The sequence below is a fragment of the Pectobacterium peruviense genome, assembly GCF_002847345.1.
Lineage (GTDB): Bacteria > Pseudomonadota > Gammaproteobacteria > Enterobacterales > Enterobacteriaceae > Pectobacterium > Pectobacterium peruviense.
In genome coordinates this window covers 14,727-31,478 of sequence record NZ_LXFV01000037.1, presented here as the reverse complement: position 1 = coordinate 31,478, position 16,752 = coordinate 14,727, and the positions used below count along the sequence as shown (strand labels likewise).

Sequence of the window (16,752 nt, the reverse complement as noted above, 5' to 3'; positions counted from 1 at the left end):
TCGGTGAAGAAGTTGAAATCGTTGGTATCAAAGATACTGCGAAATCTACCTGTACTGGCGTAGAAATGTTCCGCAAACTGCTGGACGAAGGTCGTGCAGGCGAGAACGTAGGTGTTCTGCTGCGTGGTATCAAGCGTGAAGAAATCGAGCGTGGCCAAGTACTGGCTAAGCCTGGTTCAATCAAGCCGCACACCCAGTTCGAATCAGAGGTGTATATCCTGAGCAAAGATGAAGGCGGCCGTCATACTCCGTTCTTCAAAGGCTACCGTCCTCAGTTCTACTTCCGTACAACTGACGTAACGGGCACCATCGAACTACCAGAAGGCGTAGAGATGGTAATGCCGGGCGACAACATCAAAATGGTTGTTACCTTGATCCACCCAATTGCGATGGATGACGGTTTGCGTTTCGCAATCCGTGAAGGCGGCCGTACTGTAGGTGCGGGCGTTGTTGCTAAAGTTATCGCTTAATCGCTGATAACGTTTGACGCGACACGCGATAAAAGGGCATCATTTGATGCCCTTTTTCTACGCTGTCATGGTAGAACCTATCTCATCAGCGATTGTGAGATATAATCATTGGTGAGATAGGCTCTGTAGACGCGGCGTAAATACCGAATTATTCGTTTTACAGAACATTTTTCGGTTTGGTTGCCCCGTAGTTGCGGGGCGAAGTTATTTGTCTGAATCATTGTGACAGGTTGGTTTATGAGTGCGAATACCGAAGCTCAGGATAGTGGGCGTAGCCTGGAAGTGATTAAGTGGCTAGCAGTAAGTACCTTGCTGGTTGTTGCGATTGTTGGCAATTATTATTACCGCGAATTTAGCCTTCCTCTGCGTGCATTGGCCGTTGTTATCCTGATCGCTGCAGCTGGTGGTGTGGCGCTGCTGACCACGAAAGGCAAAGCAACCGTAGCGTTTGCTCGCGAAGCGCGTACTGAAGTACGCAAAGTAATTTGGCCGACTCGTCAGGAAACGTTACACACCACGTTAATCGTTGCCGCGGTGACCGCCGTGATGTCACTGATTTTGTGGGGGCTAGATGGTATTCTGGTCCGTTTGGTATCGTTTATCACTGGCCTGAGGTTCTAAGATGTCTGAAGCTCCAAAAAAACGTTGGTACGTCGTTCAGGCGTTTTCTGGTTTTGAAGGCCGCGTAGCACAATCGCTGCGTGAGCACATCAAACTCCATAATATGGAAGAACTGTTTGGCGAAGTCATGGTTCCTACTGAAGAAGTAGTTGAGATCCGTGGTGGCCAACGTCGCAAGAGCGAGCGCAAGTTTTTCCCTGGTTATGTCTTGGTACAGATGGTTATGGAAGATGCGAGTTGGCATCTTGTGCGCAGTGTTCCTCGTGTTATGGGGTTCATTGGCGGTACATCTGACCGTCCTGCGCCGATCAGTGACAAAGAAGTGGATGCGATTATGAATCGTCTCCAGCAGGTTGGTGACAAGCCTCGTCCGAAAACGCTGTTTGAACCAGGTGAAATGGTTCGCGTTAACGACGGCCCGTTTGCCGACTTTAACGGTGTTGTCGAGGAAGTGGACTACGAGAAAAGCCGCCTTAAGGTGTCTGTTTCTATATTTGGTCGTGCGACACCTGTTGAATTGGACTTTGCTCAGGTCGAGAAAGGCTAAGTGTCTGACAAGACTTGCTGAAAATAGCGACTTGCCTATGGCGCGAAATTAACCTATAATTTCGCGCCTTTTGTTTTTTAGTTGCTTTAACGGCGACTGAAACGTAATACAAACCACGGGGAGCCTTTTACTAGGCGCTATTACCCAATCGAGGAAAGTTAAATGGCTAAGAAAGTACAAGCCTATGTCAAGCTGCAAGTTGCAGCTGGTATGGCTAACCCGAGCCCACCGGTAGGTCCGGCTCTGGGTCAACAAGGTGTTAACATCATGGAATTCTGTAAGGCGTTCAACGCTAAAACGGAAAGCCTTGAGAAGGGTCTACCGACTCCAGTTGTTATTACCGTTTATTCTGACCGTTCTTTCACCTTCGTTACCAAAACGCCTCCAGCAGCAGTTCTGCTGAAGAAAGCGGCTGGTATCAAGTCTGGTTCTGGCAAGCCGAACAAAGACAAAGTAGGTAAAGTAACGAGCGCTCAGGTTCGTGAAATCGCAGAAACTAAAGCTGCGGATATGACTGGTTCTGATGTAGACGCCATGGCGCGTTCTATCGCAGGTACTGCTCGTTCCATGGGCCTGGTAGTGGAGGATTAATAAATGGCTAAGCTGACCAAGCGCATGCGCGTGATCCGTGACAAAGTTGATGTAACTAAACAGTATGACATCAACGAAGCTGTTGCTCTGCTCAAAGAGCTGGCCACTGCTAAGTTTGTAGAAAGTGTAGACGTAGCTGTTAACCTCGGCATCGATGCACGTAAATCTGACCAAAACGTTCGCGGTGCAACCGTTCTGCCTCATGGCACCGGTCGTTCTGTTCGCGTCGCTGTCTTCACCCAAGGTGCAAACGCTGAAGCTGCTAAAGCTGCTGGCGCTGAATTTGTGGGCATGGAAGATCTGGCTGATCAGATCAAGAAAGGCGAAATGGGCTTTGACGTTGTTATTGCATCTCCAGATGCAATGCGCGTTGTTGGCCAATTGGGCCAACTGCTCGGGCCGCGCGGCCTGATGCCAAACCCGAAAGTAGGTACTGTAACACCTAACGTTGCTGAAGCAGTTAATAATGCTAAAGCGGGCCAGGTTCGTTACCGTAACGACAAGAACGGTATCATCCATACCACTATCGGTAAGGTTGATTTCGATTCTAATAACTTGAAAGAAAACCTGGAATCTTTGCTGATTGCGCTGAAAAAAGCAAAACCATCTCAGGCTAAAGGCGTGTACATCAAGAAAGTTAGCCTTTCTACCACTATGGGCGCTGGCGTTGCCATCGACCAGAGCGGTCTGAACGCAGCTGCTAACTAATAGCTTTTGTTCCGCTTTACTCGGGTGTGGGATTTACCTATAATTTTACGCCCGTTGTTCCTTAAGTGGATCGACGCAAGAATTTTTCGGTTGGAGTCTGGCCTATCCAGGCCTCCGTCCAAGACCGCAGGTGTTTCGTAAGAAACTTAATTCTCCTGCGTAGACGGTGACAGAGCCTAAATAACGTTTTTCTTTTTTATAAAGAATAATTTTTTACTGGATTCTGCTCACCGTGTTTCAACGCTTATCTCTAATTTTGGCGATAAGTGAAGTGAGTTCCGGAGAGTTTCTCCGGCTAAATCCAGGAGCAAAAGCTAATGGCATTAAATCTTCAAGACAAACAAGCGATTGTTGCTGAAGTCAGCGAAGTAGCCAAAGGTGCGCTGTCTGCGGTTGTTGCGGATTCTCGTGGCGTTACCGTTGATAAAATGACCGAACTGCGTAAAGCAGGTCGTGAAGCTGGCGTTTACATGCGTGTTGTTCGTAACACCCTGCTGCGCCGCGTCGTTGAAGGCACTCAATTTGAATGCTTGAAAGACACGTTTGTTGGTCCGACCCTGATTGCATATTCTATGGAACACCCGGGCGCTGCTGCTCGTCTGTTCAAAGATTTCGCGAAAGCGAATGCAAAATTTGAGGTCAAAGCTGCAGCCTTTGAAGGCGAGCTGATCCCGGCGGCTCAAATTGACCGTCTGGCAACGCTGCCGACTTACGAAGAAGCACTGGCACGTCTGATGTCGACCATGAAAGAAGCCGCTGCTGGCAAACTGGTCCGCACTCTGGCAGCTGTTCGCGATGCAAAAGAAGCCGCATAATAGCGCTTTCTTTTTTAACGCACTTGCTAACGTATAAACTATTTCTGATTCTTAGGAACTATTGTTATGTCTATCACTAAAGATCAAATTCTGGAAGCAGTAGCAGCTATGTCTGTAATGGATGTTGTTGAACTGGTTTCCGCTATGGAAGAAAAATTCGGTGTTTCTGCTGCTGCTGCTGTAGCTGTTGCTGCTGGCCCAGCTGAAGTTGCTGAAGAAAAAACTGAGTTCGACGTTGTGCTGAAAGCTATCGGCGCTAACAAAGTTGCTGTAATCAAAGCTGTTCGTGGCGCAACTGGTCTGGGCCTGAAAGAAGCCAAAGATCTGGTTGAATCTGCTCCAGCAGTTATGAAAGAAGGCGTGAGCAAAGATGACGCTGAAGCACTGAAGAAATCACTGGAAGAAGCTGGCGCAGAAGTTGAAGTTAAATAAGCCAACCTTTCAGGTTGCAGCCTGATTTATTAGGCTGATGGCTGGTGGCTTTTTAGTCACCAGCCTTTTTGCGCTGTAGGGCATCAATGGGATTTCACACTGTTTAGCCATTGATTTCCCCAAATATTTTTTTCTATTGACGACTTAATATACTGTTTTTCCGCATAGGCACCTTGCCTAAGCAAGAGCAACGAAATGGTTTAAGAGTAATAGAAAGACGTATTACGGAAAGTTCTCTATTTTCCGACCAACGTAAATAGTGTTGCATGAACTGTCCTTGTTAGGGCAGACAGAGTGGTTCGACTTGTCAGCTAGCTGAGGAACCCTATGGTTTACTCCTATACCGAGAAAAAACGAATTCGTAAGGATTTTGGTAAACGTCCACAAGTTTTGGACATACCTTATCTCCTTTCTATCCAACTTGACTCGTTCCAGAAGTTTATCGAGCAAGACCCGGAAGGCCAGCACGGTTTGGAAGCTGCATTCCGTTCTGTTTTCCCAATAAAAAGCTATAGCGGTAATTCAGAGCTGCAATACGTTAGCTATCGCTTGGGCGAACCAGTATTTGATGTTAAAGAATGTCAGATCCGTGGTGTGACGTTCTCTGCGCCGCTACGCGTTAAACTGCGTCTGGTGATCTACGAGCGTGAAGCGCCTGAAGGCACCGTTAAAGACATCAAAGAACAAGAAGTTTACATGGGCGAAATTCCGCTCATGACTGATAACGGTACCTTCGTGATCAACGGTACTGAGCGTGTAATCGTGTCTCAGTTGCACCGTAGTCCAGGTGTGTTCTTCGATAGTGACAAAGGTAAAACCCACTCTTCAGGTAAGGTGCTGTATAACGCACGTATTATTCCTTACCGTGGTTCCTGGTTGGATTTCGAATTTGATCCGAAGGATAACCTGTTTGTCCGTATCGACCGTCGCCGCAAATTGCCTGCGACTATTATCCTGCGCGCGCTGGGTTACTCCACCGAACAGATTCTCGATCTTTTCTTCGATAAAATTGTCTATGAAATCAATGGCAATAAATTGCAGATGGATCTGGTTCCTGAGCGCTTGCGTGGTGAAACCGCGTCGTTTGATATCGAAGCGAACGGTAAAATTTATATCGAAAAAGGTCGCCGCATCACTGCACGTCATATCCGTCAGTTAGAGAAAGACGGTATTGAGCGCATTGAAGTGCCTGTTGAATATATCGCTGGCAAAGTACTGTCCAAAGATTATATCGACGAGAGCACTGGTGAACTGATCGGCGCAGCCAACATGGAGCTGTCGCTGGACCTGCTGGCTAAACTGAGCCAGTCTGGTCACAAACGTATTGAGACACTGTTCACCAACGATCTTGATCACGGTGCATACATGTCTGAAACCGTGCGTGTCGATCCGTCAAGCGATCGTCTGAGCGCGCTGGTTGAAATCTATCGCATGATGCGTCCTGGTGAGCCACCAACGCGTGAAGCAGCAGAAACGCTGTTCGAGAACCTGTTCTTCTCTGAAGACCGCTACGATCTGTCTGCGGTTGGCCGTATGAAGTTCAACCGTTCTTTGTTGCGTGACGAGATCGAAGGTTCCGGTATCCTGAGCAAAGCTGACATCATCGAAGTGATGAAGAAGCTCATTGATATCCGTAACGGTAAAGGCGAAGTGGATGATATCGACCACCTCGGCAACCGTCGTATCCGCTCCGTCGGCGAAATGGCAGAAAACCAATTCCGAGTTGGTCTGGTGCGTGTGGAACGTGCTGTAAAAGAGCGCTTGTCTCTGGGTGACCTCGATACGCTGATGCCGCAGGACATGATTAACGCCAAGCCGATTTCGGCTGCCGTGAAAGAGTTCTTCGGTTCGAGCCAGCTGTCACAGTTTATGGACCAGAACAACCCGTTGTCTGAGATTACGCACAAACGTCGTATCTCTGCATTGGGTCCAGGTGGTCTGACGCGTGAACGTGCTGGCTTTGAAGTTCGTGACGTACACCCGACTCACTATGGTCGTGTTTGTCCTATCGAAACGCCAGAAGGTCCGAACATCGGTCTGATCAACTCCCTGTCCGTTTATGCGCAAACTAACGAATACGGTTTCCTTGAAACCCCATATCGTCGCGTGCGTGAAAACGTGGTTACGGATGAGATTCATTACCTGTCTGCGATTGAGGAAGGTAACTTCGTTATCGCACAGGCAAACACCAATTTAGACGAAGAAGGTCGCTTCATCGACGAACTGGTTACCTGCCGTAACAAAGGAGAGTCCAGCTTGTTCAGCCGTGATCAGGTTGAATATATGGACGTTTCCACACAGCAGATAGTTTCCGTCGGTGCGTCCCTGATTCCGTTCCTGGAACACGATGACGCCAACCGTGCCCTGATGGGTGCGAACATGCAACGTCAAGCCGTTCCGACCTTACGCGCTGATAAGCCGCTGGTTGGTACGGGTATGGAACGCGCTGTTGCGGTTGACTCCGGTGTAACTGCAGTAGCAAAACGTGGTGGTACAGTACAGTACGTGGATGCATCTCGTATTGTAATCCGCGTTAATGACGATGAAATGTATCCGGGCGAAGCCGGGATCGACATCTATAACCTGACCAAATATACCCGTTCTAACCAGAACACCTGCATCAGCCAGATGCCGTGTGTGTCTCTGGGTGAACCTGTAGAACGTGGTGATGTTCTGGCCGATGGCCCGTCCACCGATCTGGGTGAACTGGCGCTGGGTCAGAATATGCGCGTGGCATTCATGCCATGGAATGGTTACAACTTCGAAGACTCCATCCTCGTTTCCGAGCGTGTGGTTCAGGAAGATCGCTTTACGACCATTCACATCCAGGAACTGGCCTGTGTGTCTCGTGACACTAAGTTAGGGCCTGAAGAAATTACTGCGGACATCCCGAACGTGGGTGAAGCAGCACTTTCTAAACTGGATGAGTCTGGCATCGTTTATATCGGTGCGGAAGTGACCGGTGGTGACATTCTGGTTGGTAAAGTGACGCCGAAAGGTGAAACCCAACTGACGCCAGAAGAGAAGCTGCTGCGTGCGATCTTCGGTGAGAAAGCGTCTGACGTTAAAGACTCTTCTCTGCGTGTACCAAACGGTGTTTCCGGTACGATTATCGACGTACAGGTCTTTACCCGCGACGGCGTGGAAAAAGACAAACGTGCGTTGGAAATCGAAGAAATGCAGCTGAAGCAGGCGAAGAAAGACCTGACTGAAGAGTTGCAGATTCTGGAAGCGGGCCTGTTTGGACGTATCCACGCAGTGCTGGTTTCTGGCGGCGTAGAAGCTGAAAAACTGGACAAACTGCCGCGCGAGCGCTGGTTGGAACTGGGTCTGACTGATGAAGATAAACAGAATCAGTTGGAACAGCTTGCAGAACAGTATGATGAGCTGAAGCACGAGTTCGAGAAAAAACTCGAAGCTAAGCGCCGTAAAATCACCCAAGGCGATGATCTGGCACCGGGCGTGCTGAAAATCGTTAAGGTTTATCTGGCTGTTAAGCGTCAGATCCAACCGGGTGACAAGATGGCAGGTCGTCACGGGAACAAGGGTGTTATCTCCAAGATCAACCCGATCGAAGATATGCCTTACGATGAGAACGGTACGCCGGTCGATATCGTACTGAACCCGCTGGGTGTACCTTCACGTATGAACATCGGTCAGATTCTGGAAACCCACTTGGGTATGGCAGCAAAAGGTATCGGCGAGAAAATCAACGCCATGCTTAAGCAGCACGAAGAAGTGACCAAACTGCGTGAATTTATCCAGAAAGCCTATGATCTGGGCGACGATGTGCGTCAAAAAGTCGACCTGAGTACTTTCTCCGACGAAGAAGTTATGCGTCTGGCTGAAAACCTGAAGAAAGGTATGCCAATTGCAACGCCGGTATTCGACGGTGCAAAAGAGAAAGAAATCAAGGAACTGTTGCAGATGGGCGGTATCCCTACCTCCGGTCAGATTACTCTGTACGATGGACGTACTGGTGAGCAATTTGAGCGTCAGGTTACAGTGGGCTACATGTACATGCTGAAACTGAACCACTTGGTTGACGATAAGATGCATGCCCGTTCCACCGGTTCTTATAGCCTGGTTACTCAGCAGCCGCTGGGTGGTAAGGCGCAGTTCGGTGGTCAACGCTTCGGTGAGATGGAAGTGTGGGCGCTGGAAGCTTATGGTGCAGCTTATACCCTGCAAGAAATGTTGACCGTTAAGTCTGATGACGTGAACGGCCGTACCAAGATGTATAAAAACATCGTGGATGGCAATCATCAGATGGAACCAGGCATGCCGGAATCCTTCAACGTATTGTTGAAAGAAATCCGTTCGCTGGGTATCAACATCGAGCTGGAAGAAAAGTAATACCAGCTCGTTGTATCGCTGGCATTCGTCATAGGGACACCTGAACGCTGTTTTTAACGGCCATGTTGTTTTTAACAGCATGGCTGCTTTAACGGCATAGTTCAGGTGTCTATCAGGTCTAACTCCGACAGGAGCCAATCCGTGAAAGACTTATTAAAGTTTCTGAAAGCGCAAACTAAAACCGAAGAGTTTGATGCGATCAAAATTGCTCTGGCCTCGCCAGACATGATCCGTTCGTGGTCTTTTGGTGAAGTTAAAAAGCCAGAAACCATCAACTACCGTACGTTCAAACCTGAGCGTGACGGTCTTTTCTGCGCCCGTATCTTTGGGCCAGTAAAAGATTATGAGTGCTTGTGCGGTAAGTATAAGCGCCTGAAACACCGCGGTGTTATTTGTGAGAAGTGCGGCGTTGAAGTAACCCAGACTAAAGTACGTCGTGAGCGTATGGGTCACATCGAACTGGCTTCTCCGACTGCGCACATCTGGTTCCTGAAGTCACTGCCTTCCCGTATCGGTTTGCTGTTAGATATGCCGCTGCGTGACATTGAGCGTGTGCTTTATTTTGAATCTTATGTCGTGGTTGAAGGTGGGATGACCAACCTTGAGCGCCGTCAGATCCTGACTGAAGAGCAGTATCTGGATGCGCTGGAAGAGTTTGGTGACGAATTCGACGCAAAAATGGGCGCCGAAGCGATCCAGGCTCTGCTGAAGAATATGGATCTGGAGCAGGAATGCGAGCAGCTGCGTGAAGAGCTGACCGAAACCAACTCCGAAACCAAACGTAAAAAGCTGACGAAGCGTATTAAGCTGCTGGAAGCGTTCGTACAGTCTGGTAACAAGCCAGAGTGGATGATCCTGACTGTTCTGCCGGTACTGCCGCCAGATCTGCGTCCGTTGGTTCCGTTGGATGGCGGTCGTTTCGCGACTTCTGACCTGAACGATCTGTACCGTCGCGTGATTAACCGTAACAACCGTCTGAAACGTCTGCTGGATCTGGCTGCGCCAGACATCATCGTACGTAACGAAAAACGTATGTTGCAGGAAGCGGTTGATGCCTTGCTGGACAACGGTCGTCGCGGCCGTGCGATCACCGGTTCTAACAAACGTCCTCTGAAATCTTTGGCCGATATGATCAAAGGTAAACAGGGTCGTTTCCGTCAGAACCTGCTCGGTAAGCGTGTTGACTACTCTGGTCGTTCCGTAATCACCGTTGGTCCATACTTGCGTCTGCACCAGTGTGGTCTGCCGAAGAAAATGGCACTGGAACTGTTCAAACCGTTCATCTACGGCAAGCTGGAACTGCGTGGTCTTGCTACCACCATTAAAGCCGCCAAGAAAATGGTTGAGCGTGAAGAAGCCGTCGTATGGGATATCCTGGACGAAGTCATTCGCGAACACCCAGTACTGCTGAACCGTGCGCCAACACTGCACCGTTTGGGTATCCAGGCATTTGAACCGGTACTGATCGAAGGTAAAGCGATCCAGCTGCACCCGCTGGTTTGTGCGGCCTATAACGCCGACTTCGATGGTGACCAGATGGCTGTACACGTACCGCTGACGCTGGAAGCCCAGTTGGAAGCGCGTGCGTTGATGATGTCGACCAACAACATCCTGTCCCCTGCGAATGGTGAGCCAATCATCGTTCCTTCTCAGGACGTGGTATTGGGTCTGTATTACATGACGCGTGACTGTGTTAACGCCAAAGGCGAAGGCATGGTGCTCACGGGTCCGAAAGAAGCTGAACGCGTTTATCGTGCCGGCCTGGCCTCTCTGCATGCGCGCGTTAAAGTGCGTATCACGGAAGAGATCAAGAGCATTGAAGGCGATGTTACGCATCAGACGTCAATTATTGATACGACTATCGGCCGCGCCATCCTGTGGATGATCGTACCGAAAGGTCTGCCGTACTCGATCGTTAACCAGCCTTTGGGCAAGAAAGCGATCTCCAAAATGCTGAACACCTGTTACCGCATTTTGGGTCTGAAGCCGACAGTTATCTTCGCTGACCAGACTATGTATACCGGTTTTGCTTACGCGGCGCGCTCTGGTGCTTCCGTAGGTATCGATGACATGGTTATCCCAGCGAAAAAAGCCGAGATTATCGAAGAAGCAGAAACCGAAGTTGCCGAGATTCAGGAGCAGTTCCAGTCTGGTCTGGTTACCGCGGGCGAACGCTATAACAAAGTGATCGATATCTGGGCAGCGGCGAACGAACGTGTTGCGAAAGCGATGATGGAAAACCTGTCCGTTGAGGATGTGGTTAACCGTGATGGCGTGGTTGAGCAGCAGGTTTCTTTCAACAGCATCTTTATGATGGCCGACTCCGGTGCGCGTGGTTCTGCGGCACAGATTCGTCAGTTGGCGGGTATGCGTGGTCTGATGGCGAAACCAGATGGTTCCATCATCGAGACACCGATTACCGCAAACTTCCGTGAAGGTTTGAACGTACTCCAGTACTTCATCTCGACGCACGGTGCGCGTAAAGGTCTGGCGGATACCGCACTGAAAACGGCAAACTCCGGTTACTTGACGCGTCGTCTGGTTGACGTTGCGCAGGATCTGGTTGTTACCGAAGACGATTGTGGTACCCATGAAGGTATCATGATGACGCCGGTTATCGAGGGTGGTGATGTTAAAGAGCCACTGCGTGAGCGCGTACTGGGTCGTGTAACGGCTGAAGACGTGATCAAACCGGGCACCGCGGATATTCTGGTTCCACGTAACACGCTGCTGAACGAGCAGTGGTGTGACATGTTGGAAGAGAACTCTGTTGACGTTGTTAAAGTCCGTTCAGTGGTAAGCTGCCAAACCGACTTTGGCGTGTGCGCCAATTGCTACGGTCGCGATCTGGCTCGTGGTCATATCATCAACAAAGGTGAGGCCATCGGGGTTATCGCGGCACAGTCCATCGGTGAACCGGGTACACAGTTAACCATGCGTACGTTCCACATCGGTGGTGCGGCATCGCGTGCGGCTGCTGAGTCCAGCATTCAGGTGAAAAATAAAGGTAGCCTGAAACTGAACAACGTGAAGTTCGTTATGAACGGCAACGGTAAACTGGTTATTACTTCACGTAATACCGAACTGAAGCTGATCGACGAATTCGGACGTACTAAAGAAAGCTATAAAGTGCCTTACGGTGCGGTGATGGCGAAAGGTGACGGCTCAGAAGTTAGCGGCGGCGAAACCGTAGCAAACTGGGATCCGCATACCATGCCTGTGGTGACCGAAGTGAGCGGTTTCATCCGTTTTGCTGACATGATTGACGGTCAAACCATTACCCGCCAGACCGACGAACTGACTGGTTTGTCTTCTATCGTGGTTCTGGATAGCGCAGAGCGTACTGGTAGCGGTAAAGACCTACGTCCAGCACTGAAAATCGTTGACGCTAAAGGTGAAGATGTACTGATCCCAGGTACCGATATGCCTGCTCAATACTTCCTGCCGGGTAAAACGATTGTTCAGTTGGAAGATGGGGTGCAGATTGGTGCTGGTGATACATTGGCGCGTCTCCCTCAGGAATCCAGTGGTACCAAGGATATTACCGGTGGTCTGCCACGCGTAGCCGACCTGTTCGAAGCTCGTCGTCCGAAAGAGCCGGCGATTCTGGCAGAGATCAGCGGCATCATTTCCTTCGGTAAAGAAACCAAAGGCAAGCGCCGTCTGGTGATTTCTCCGTTGGATGGCAGCGATGCTTACGAAGAGATGATTCCGAAATGGCGTCAGCTCAACGTGTTCGAAGGCGAAGTTGTGGAACGTGGTGACGTTGTTTCCGACGGCCCAGAGTCTCCGCACGATATCCTGCGTCTGCGTGGCGTACATGCAGTAACGCGTTATATCACCAACGAAGTTCAGGAAGTTTACCGTCTGCAAGGCGTTAAGATTAACGATAAACACATTGAGGTTATCGTTCGTCAGATGTTGCGTAAAGGCACCATCGTTAGCGCGGGTAGTACGGAGTTCCTGGAAGGCGAGCAGGCAGAAATGTCTCGCATCAAGATTGCCAACCGTAAGTTGGAAGCGGATGGCAAGATCACGGCAACGTTCAGCCGCGATCTGCTAGGTATCACCAAAGCATCTCTGGCGACCGAGTCCTTCATTTCTGCGGCATCGTTCCAGGAAACCACTCGCGTGCTTACCGAAGCTGCTGTTGCGGGTAAACGTGATGAGCTGCGTGGCCTGAAAGAGAACGTTATCGTAGGTCGTCTGATCCCAGCGGGTACGGGTTATGCGTACCATCAGGATCGTATGCGCCGCCGTCAGGCGGGTGAAGCTCCTGTCGTGCCTCAGGTGAGTGCCGATGAAGCTTCTGCTAACTTGGCTGAGCTGTTGAACGCAGGCTTTGGTAGCAGCGACGACGAATAAGTCTCTTTACGCTGCACTATCATGCAGTAAATAATAAAAACCCCGGCTATCATGGTCGGGGTTTTTTTATAGCTTATATCTCCATGTGCTACCTAAATGCCGTCGCAAGCGACGTTAAAAATTGATGGACGGCGTCCTGCCTTCCACCCTGACGGGCCAACGCTGTGCGTTGTTATAAAACGCTCCCGGCGTTTTATATCATCCTGAAATTTTTTATAGCGCACATCCCTGTGCGCTACCTAAAGGCCGTCGCAAACGACGTTAAAAATTTCCTCCTGAAATTTTTTGTTGTACAGTGGTGTAAAGTAAATAGAACGGAACCGACATGGACACCTCAACTACGCCAACTCTCTCACAGCCTGGCGGCTCTTTATCTCATCAGGATGATTCACTTTCTTCTGATAAAACCCTACAAACACAGTCAGTAAGCCATTCTCAACATCGAGCGAAACGTGCGGCATGGGGCAGTTTTGTTGGTGCCGTTGTCGATTGGTACGATTTTCTGCTGTACGGAATTGTTGCCGCCCTTGTATTTAATACCGAGTTTTTTCCGCAGATCAGCCCGACAATGGGGACGCTGGCAGCATTTGGTACGTTCGGCGTTGGTTTTCTGTTCCGTCCGTTAGGCGGTATGGTGTTTGGTCACTTTGGTGACAAGCTGGGTCGTAAACGGATGTTGATGATTACGGTCTGGATGATGGGCATTTCCACTGCATTGATTGGACTGTTGCCGTCGTTTGATTCTATTGGCTGGTGGGCGCCGGTGCTGTTGGTCACACTGCGGGCAATTCAGGGATTCGCGGTCGGTGGTGAATGGGGTGGGGCGGCGCTGTTGGCGGTAGAAAATGCGCCGAAGAAGAAGAAAGCCTTTTACAGCAGTGGCGTGCAGGTTGGCTTTGGTGTCGGACTATTACTGGCAACCGGCTCGGTATCGGTAGTGAGTAATTTGACGACCAATGAGGAATTTACTACTTGGGGATGGCGTCTGCCGTTCTTATTCAGTCTGATTCTGGTTGCTATTGCCTGGTGGGTACGTAACGGGATGGATGAGTCTCAGGAGTTTGAGGCTAATAAAACGCTGGGAGAAAGAGCAAACAAACTGCGTTCATTCCCCATTATGGAAGCACTGCGCCAGCATCCTAAAGCATTCCTGCTAATTATTGCGTTACGGCTTGGTGAGCTACTGACGATGTATATCGTCACCGCGTTTGCACTCAATTACTCCACCACTCATCTTGGTTTATCGCGCGATATCTTCCTGAATATCGGGCTGCTGGTGGGAGCGATAAGCTGTGTATCTATTCCTTTCTTCGCTTATCTGGCGGATAGCTTTGGCCGTCGTCGTATCTATGTGACAGGTGCACTGATTGGCGCGGTGAGCGCGGTGCCATTCTTCATGGCGCTGGAAAGCCACAACACACTGTTGATTCTGTTCTTTGCCATCATGCTGGCGAATGCTGCCCACGATATGATTGTTAGCGTACAGCAACCGATGTTTACTGAACTATTTGGTACGGCATATCGCTATAGCGGAGCGGGTGTGGGTTATCAGGTTGCCAGTGTGGTTGGTGGCGGATTTACGCCTTTTATTGCAGTTCTGCTGGTGCAGTTTATGGATGGTTCATGGCATGCGGTGGCGGCTTACCTTGCCATCGGCTGCTTACTGTCGGCAATTGTTGGGATGTGGATGAAAGCACCCGCAGACGATACAGTCCCTAACTAACCTCTTTATCTTGCCGATACAGATGCACTATCTGTATCGACGATATCTCTACTTTTTTGTTGTTATGTTATCTGAACCGATCGAGATCGCTTCGTTTCAGCCCGATGTCTTTAAGCCCATCATCGCCCATATTCCGCAGTATCTTCAGCGTTTGCGCTCTTGCTCGCCAGGCTTTCCACAGGCGGTACGGTAAAATCAGCATTAGCCAGAACGGTGACTCGCGGAACGGTTTTTGTGATCGATTCTCATGAAATTCCATATTTTCCCCCTCGCCAGTGAATGATCGCTATGATGAGGTGAAAGGTATTTTCAATACAGATGCAAAAAATACATTTTTTTAGCATACAGACTGTGTGATATTGCATCTGAATGGTGATTTTTATTCGAATCTGTACTGATTACCGCTGTAAATCATGATGAGGAACGATACTGATGACGCGTTATCAACACCTTGCTGGGTTGTTAGAACAGCGGATCGAACAAGGGTTATATCAAAGTGGAGAACGACTGCCTTCCGTTCGGGCACTCAGTACAGAACATGGTGTGAGCATCAGTACCGTACAGCAAGCTTATCATCTGTTGGAAACGCGGCAGTTGATTATGCCGCAGCCGCGTTCGGGATATTTTGTCACGCCGCGTAAGGCAACGCCGCCCGTCCCCGCGTTGACGCGTCCGGCTCAGCGCCCAGTGGAAATCACGCAGTGGGAATCAGTGCTGGAGTTGGTGAATGTGCGTCTGGAAACCAACGTGCTGAAATTTGGCAGCGGAATGCCGGATGTGAGCCAGCCGACCATCAAACCACTGTGGAAAGAGATGGGCCGCCTTTGCCAGTATCAAGATCCCCGAGTCTTACAATATGACAGCGTATATGGCGTGCCTGCGCTGCGTGAACAGATTGCCCGCCTTACCGTCGACTGTGGCTGCCAGCTGACGCAAGATGATATTGTGATCACTACCGGATGTCAGGAAGCCTTGTTTGTTGCGGTCCGCGCCGTTTGTCAGCCCGGCGACATCGTGGCCGTTGAATCTCCCGCTTTTCCGGGAACGATGCAGATCCTTCGTGGGCTGGATATCAAAGCGATCGAGATCCCAACCGACTCAGTGACGGGGATCAGTCTCGAAGCGTTACGGCTGGCGCTGGATCAATGGCCGATCAAAGCCGTACTTCTGGTTCCTAGCTGCAACAACCCGCTTGGTTTCATCATGCCTGATGCCCGTAAGAAATCGCTGGTTACACTGGCACAGCATTTTGATATCGCGATTATTGAAGATGATGCCTATGGCGAGCTGGCCTATGAATATCCGCGTCCCCGCGCGATAAAGTCTTTTGATGAGGATGGACGCGTACTGTTGTGTAGCTCGTTTTCGAAGAACCTGGCACCCGGTTTGCGTGTTGGCTGGATCGCTCCGGGGCGCTATCTGGAACGCGTGATCCATACAAAGTACATCAGCACGGGATCGACGGTGGTACAGCCTCAGCTTGCTGTGGCAGAATTTATTCGTCAGGGGCACTATCAGCCTCATTTGCGCCGCATGCGCGCCCAATACAAAGCCAACTTGAGCATCTTTACCTGCTGGGTGCGTGAGTATTTTCCGTCCAATATTTGTGTGAGTCGCCCGCAGGGTGGATTCCTGGTGTGGATTGAACTACCCGAATATTTTGATTCGCTCAAGCTCGCGCGCGAAGTCAGAAAGGCGGGCATACAGATAGCCGCGGGTTCGCTATTTTCCGCCTCAGGGAAATATCGCAACTGTATTCGACTCAATTATGCCAACCGCTTCACGGAAGAGATAAGGGAAGGGCTGCGCATTGTGGGTAGTGAAGTCGCGAAGATGATGCATACTTAACTATACCCATCATACTTCAAGCTGCATGTGCGTTGGCTGCATTATTCGGCACGCCTCACCCCATTGGGGCCGCTGCAAGCAGCGTTCAAATCTGCCCCGGGCAGATGTGTCACTCACCCGAATCACTTACTTGTGTAAGCTCATCGGGATGAAATGAGAGACATCCTGTCTCTCACCGAAGGCCAGCCGTTGGCTGGTCAAATTCGTTCCCGACGAATTTGTCCCTCTCTTGCCGCGTTATTCGGCCTTATGGCCTCACCCCTTCGGGGTCAGCGC

12 protein-coding genes are annotated in these 16,752 nt (G+C 50.1%); 11 read left to right on the top strand and 1 reads right to left on the bottom strand.

From position 1 onward, the window contains the following. From A0G03_RS20245 to shiA, 10 genes are all read left to right on the top strand, one after another. Positions 1–470 (top strand): EF-Tu C-terminal domain-related protein (locus tag A0G03_RS20245; protein WP_244177747.1); only part of this gene is annotated, 470 nt, incomplete at its 5' end. 237 nt (positions 471–707) lie between these two features. Next, positions 708–1,091 (top strand): preprotein translocase subunit SecE, encoded by a 384-nt coding sequence (secE, locus tag A0G03_RS20235; RefSeq protein ID WP_048258307.1) that lies wholly within the window; start codon positions 708–710, stop codon positions 1,089–1,091. A gap of 1 nt (position 1,092) precedes the next feature. Next, complete coding sequence (nusG, locus tag A0G03_RS20230) at positions 1,093–1,638, top strand: transcription termination/antitermination protein NusG (protein ID WP_005970339.1); 546 nt, start codon at positions 1,093–1,095, stop codon at positions 1,636–1,638. Positions 1,639–1,800: 162 nt separating this feature from the next. Next, positions 1,801–2,229: a 50S ribosomal protein L11 gene (gene rplK / locus A0G03_RS20225; protein WP_005970337.1), complete on the top strand. Its 429-nt coding sequence runs from the start codon at positions 1,801–1,803 to the stop codon at positions 2,227–2,229. Positions 2,230–2,232: 3 nt separating this feature from the next. Continuing rightward, positions 2,233–2,937, top strand: coding sequence for a 50S ribosomal protein L1 (rplA, locus tag A0G03_RS20220; RefSeq protein ID WP_048258308.1), 705 nt, complete (start codon positions 2,233–2,235; stop codon positions 2,935–2,937). A gap of 317 nt (positions 2,938–3,254) precedes the next feature. After that, a complete protein-coding gene (gene rplJ / locus A0G03_RS20215; RefSeq protein ID WP_011091858.1) occupies positions 3,255–3,752 on the top strand; it encodes a 50S ribosomal protein L10 in 498 nt (165 codons plus the stop codon). A 66-nt stretch (positions 3,753–3,818) separates the two neighbouring features. Beyond that, positions 3,819–4,184, top strand: coding sequence for a 50S ribosomal protein L7/L12 (gene rplL / locus A0G03_RS20210; RefSeq protein ID WP_005970331.1), 366 nt, complete (start codon positions 3,819–3,821; stop codon positions 4,182–4,184). Between the two features lie 327 nt (positions 4,185–4,511). Continuing rightward, positions 4,512–8,540 (top strand): DNA-directed RNA polymerase subunit beta, encoded by a 4,029-nt coding sequence (rpoB, locus tag A0G03_RS20205; protein ID WP_048258309.1) that lies wholly within the window; start codon positions 4,512–4,514, stop codon positions 8,538–8,540. 141 nt (positions 8,541–8,681) lie between these two features. Further along, on the top strand, positions 8,682–12,905 hold the full coding sequence (gene rpoC / locus A0G03_RS20200) for a DNA-directed RNA polymerase subunit beta' (protein WP_048258310.1): 4,224 nt from the start codon (positions 8,682–8,684) through the stop codon (positions 12,903–12,905). A 325-nt stretch (positions 12,906–13,230) separates the two neighbouring features. Next, positions 13,231–14,628 carry a shikimate transporter gene (gene shiA, locus A0G03_RS20195; RefSeq protein ID WP_048258311.1) on the top strand — a complete coding sequence of 466 codons (1,398 nt, stop codon included), beginning with the start codon at positions 13,231–13,233 and terminating at the stop codon, positions 14,626–14,628. A gap of 67 nt (positions 14,629–14,695) precedes the next feature. Here the strand turns inward: shiA and A0G03_RS20190 are convergent, their stop codons facing one another. Further along, positions 14,696–14,887 carry a DUF1127 domain-containing protein gene (locus A0G03_RS20190; protein ID WP_048258312.1) on the bottom strand — a complete coding sequence of 64 codons (192 nt, stop codon included), beginning with the start codon at positions 14,885–14,887 and terminating at the stop codon, positions 14,696–14,698. Between the two features lie 173 nt (positions 14,888–15,060). Here A0G03_RS20190 and A0G03_RS20185 point away from each other — a divergent pair, with 173 nt between their 5' ends. Further along, positions 15,061–16,476: an aminotransferase-like domain-containing protein gene (locus A0G03_RS20185; protein WP_048258313.1), complete on the top strand. Its 1,416-nt coding sequence runs from the start codon at positions 15,061–15,063 to the stop codon at positions 16,474–16,476. Positions 16,477–16,752 lie beyond the last annotated feature (276 nt).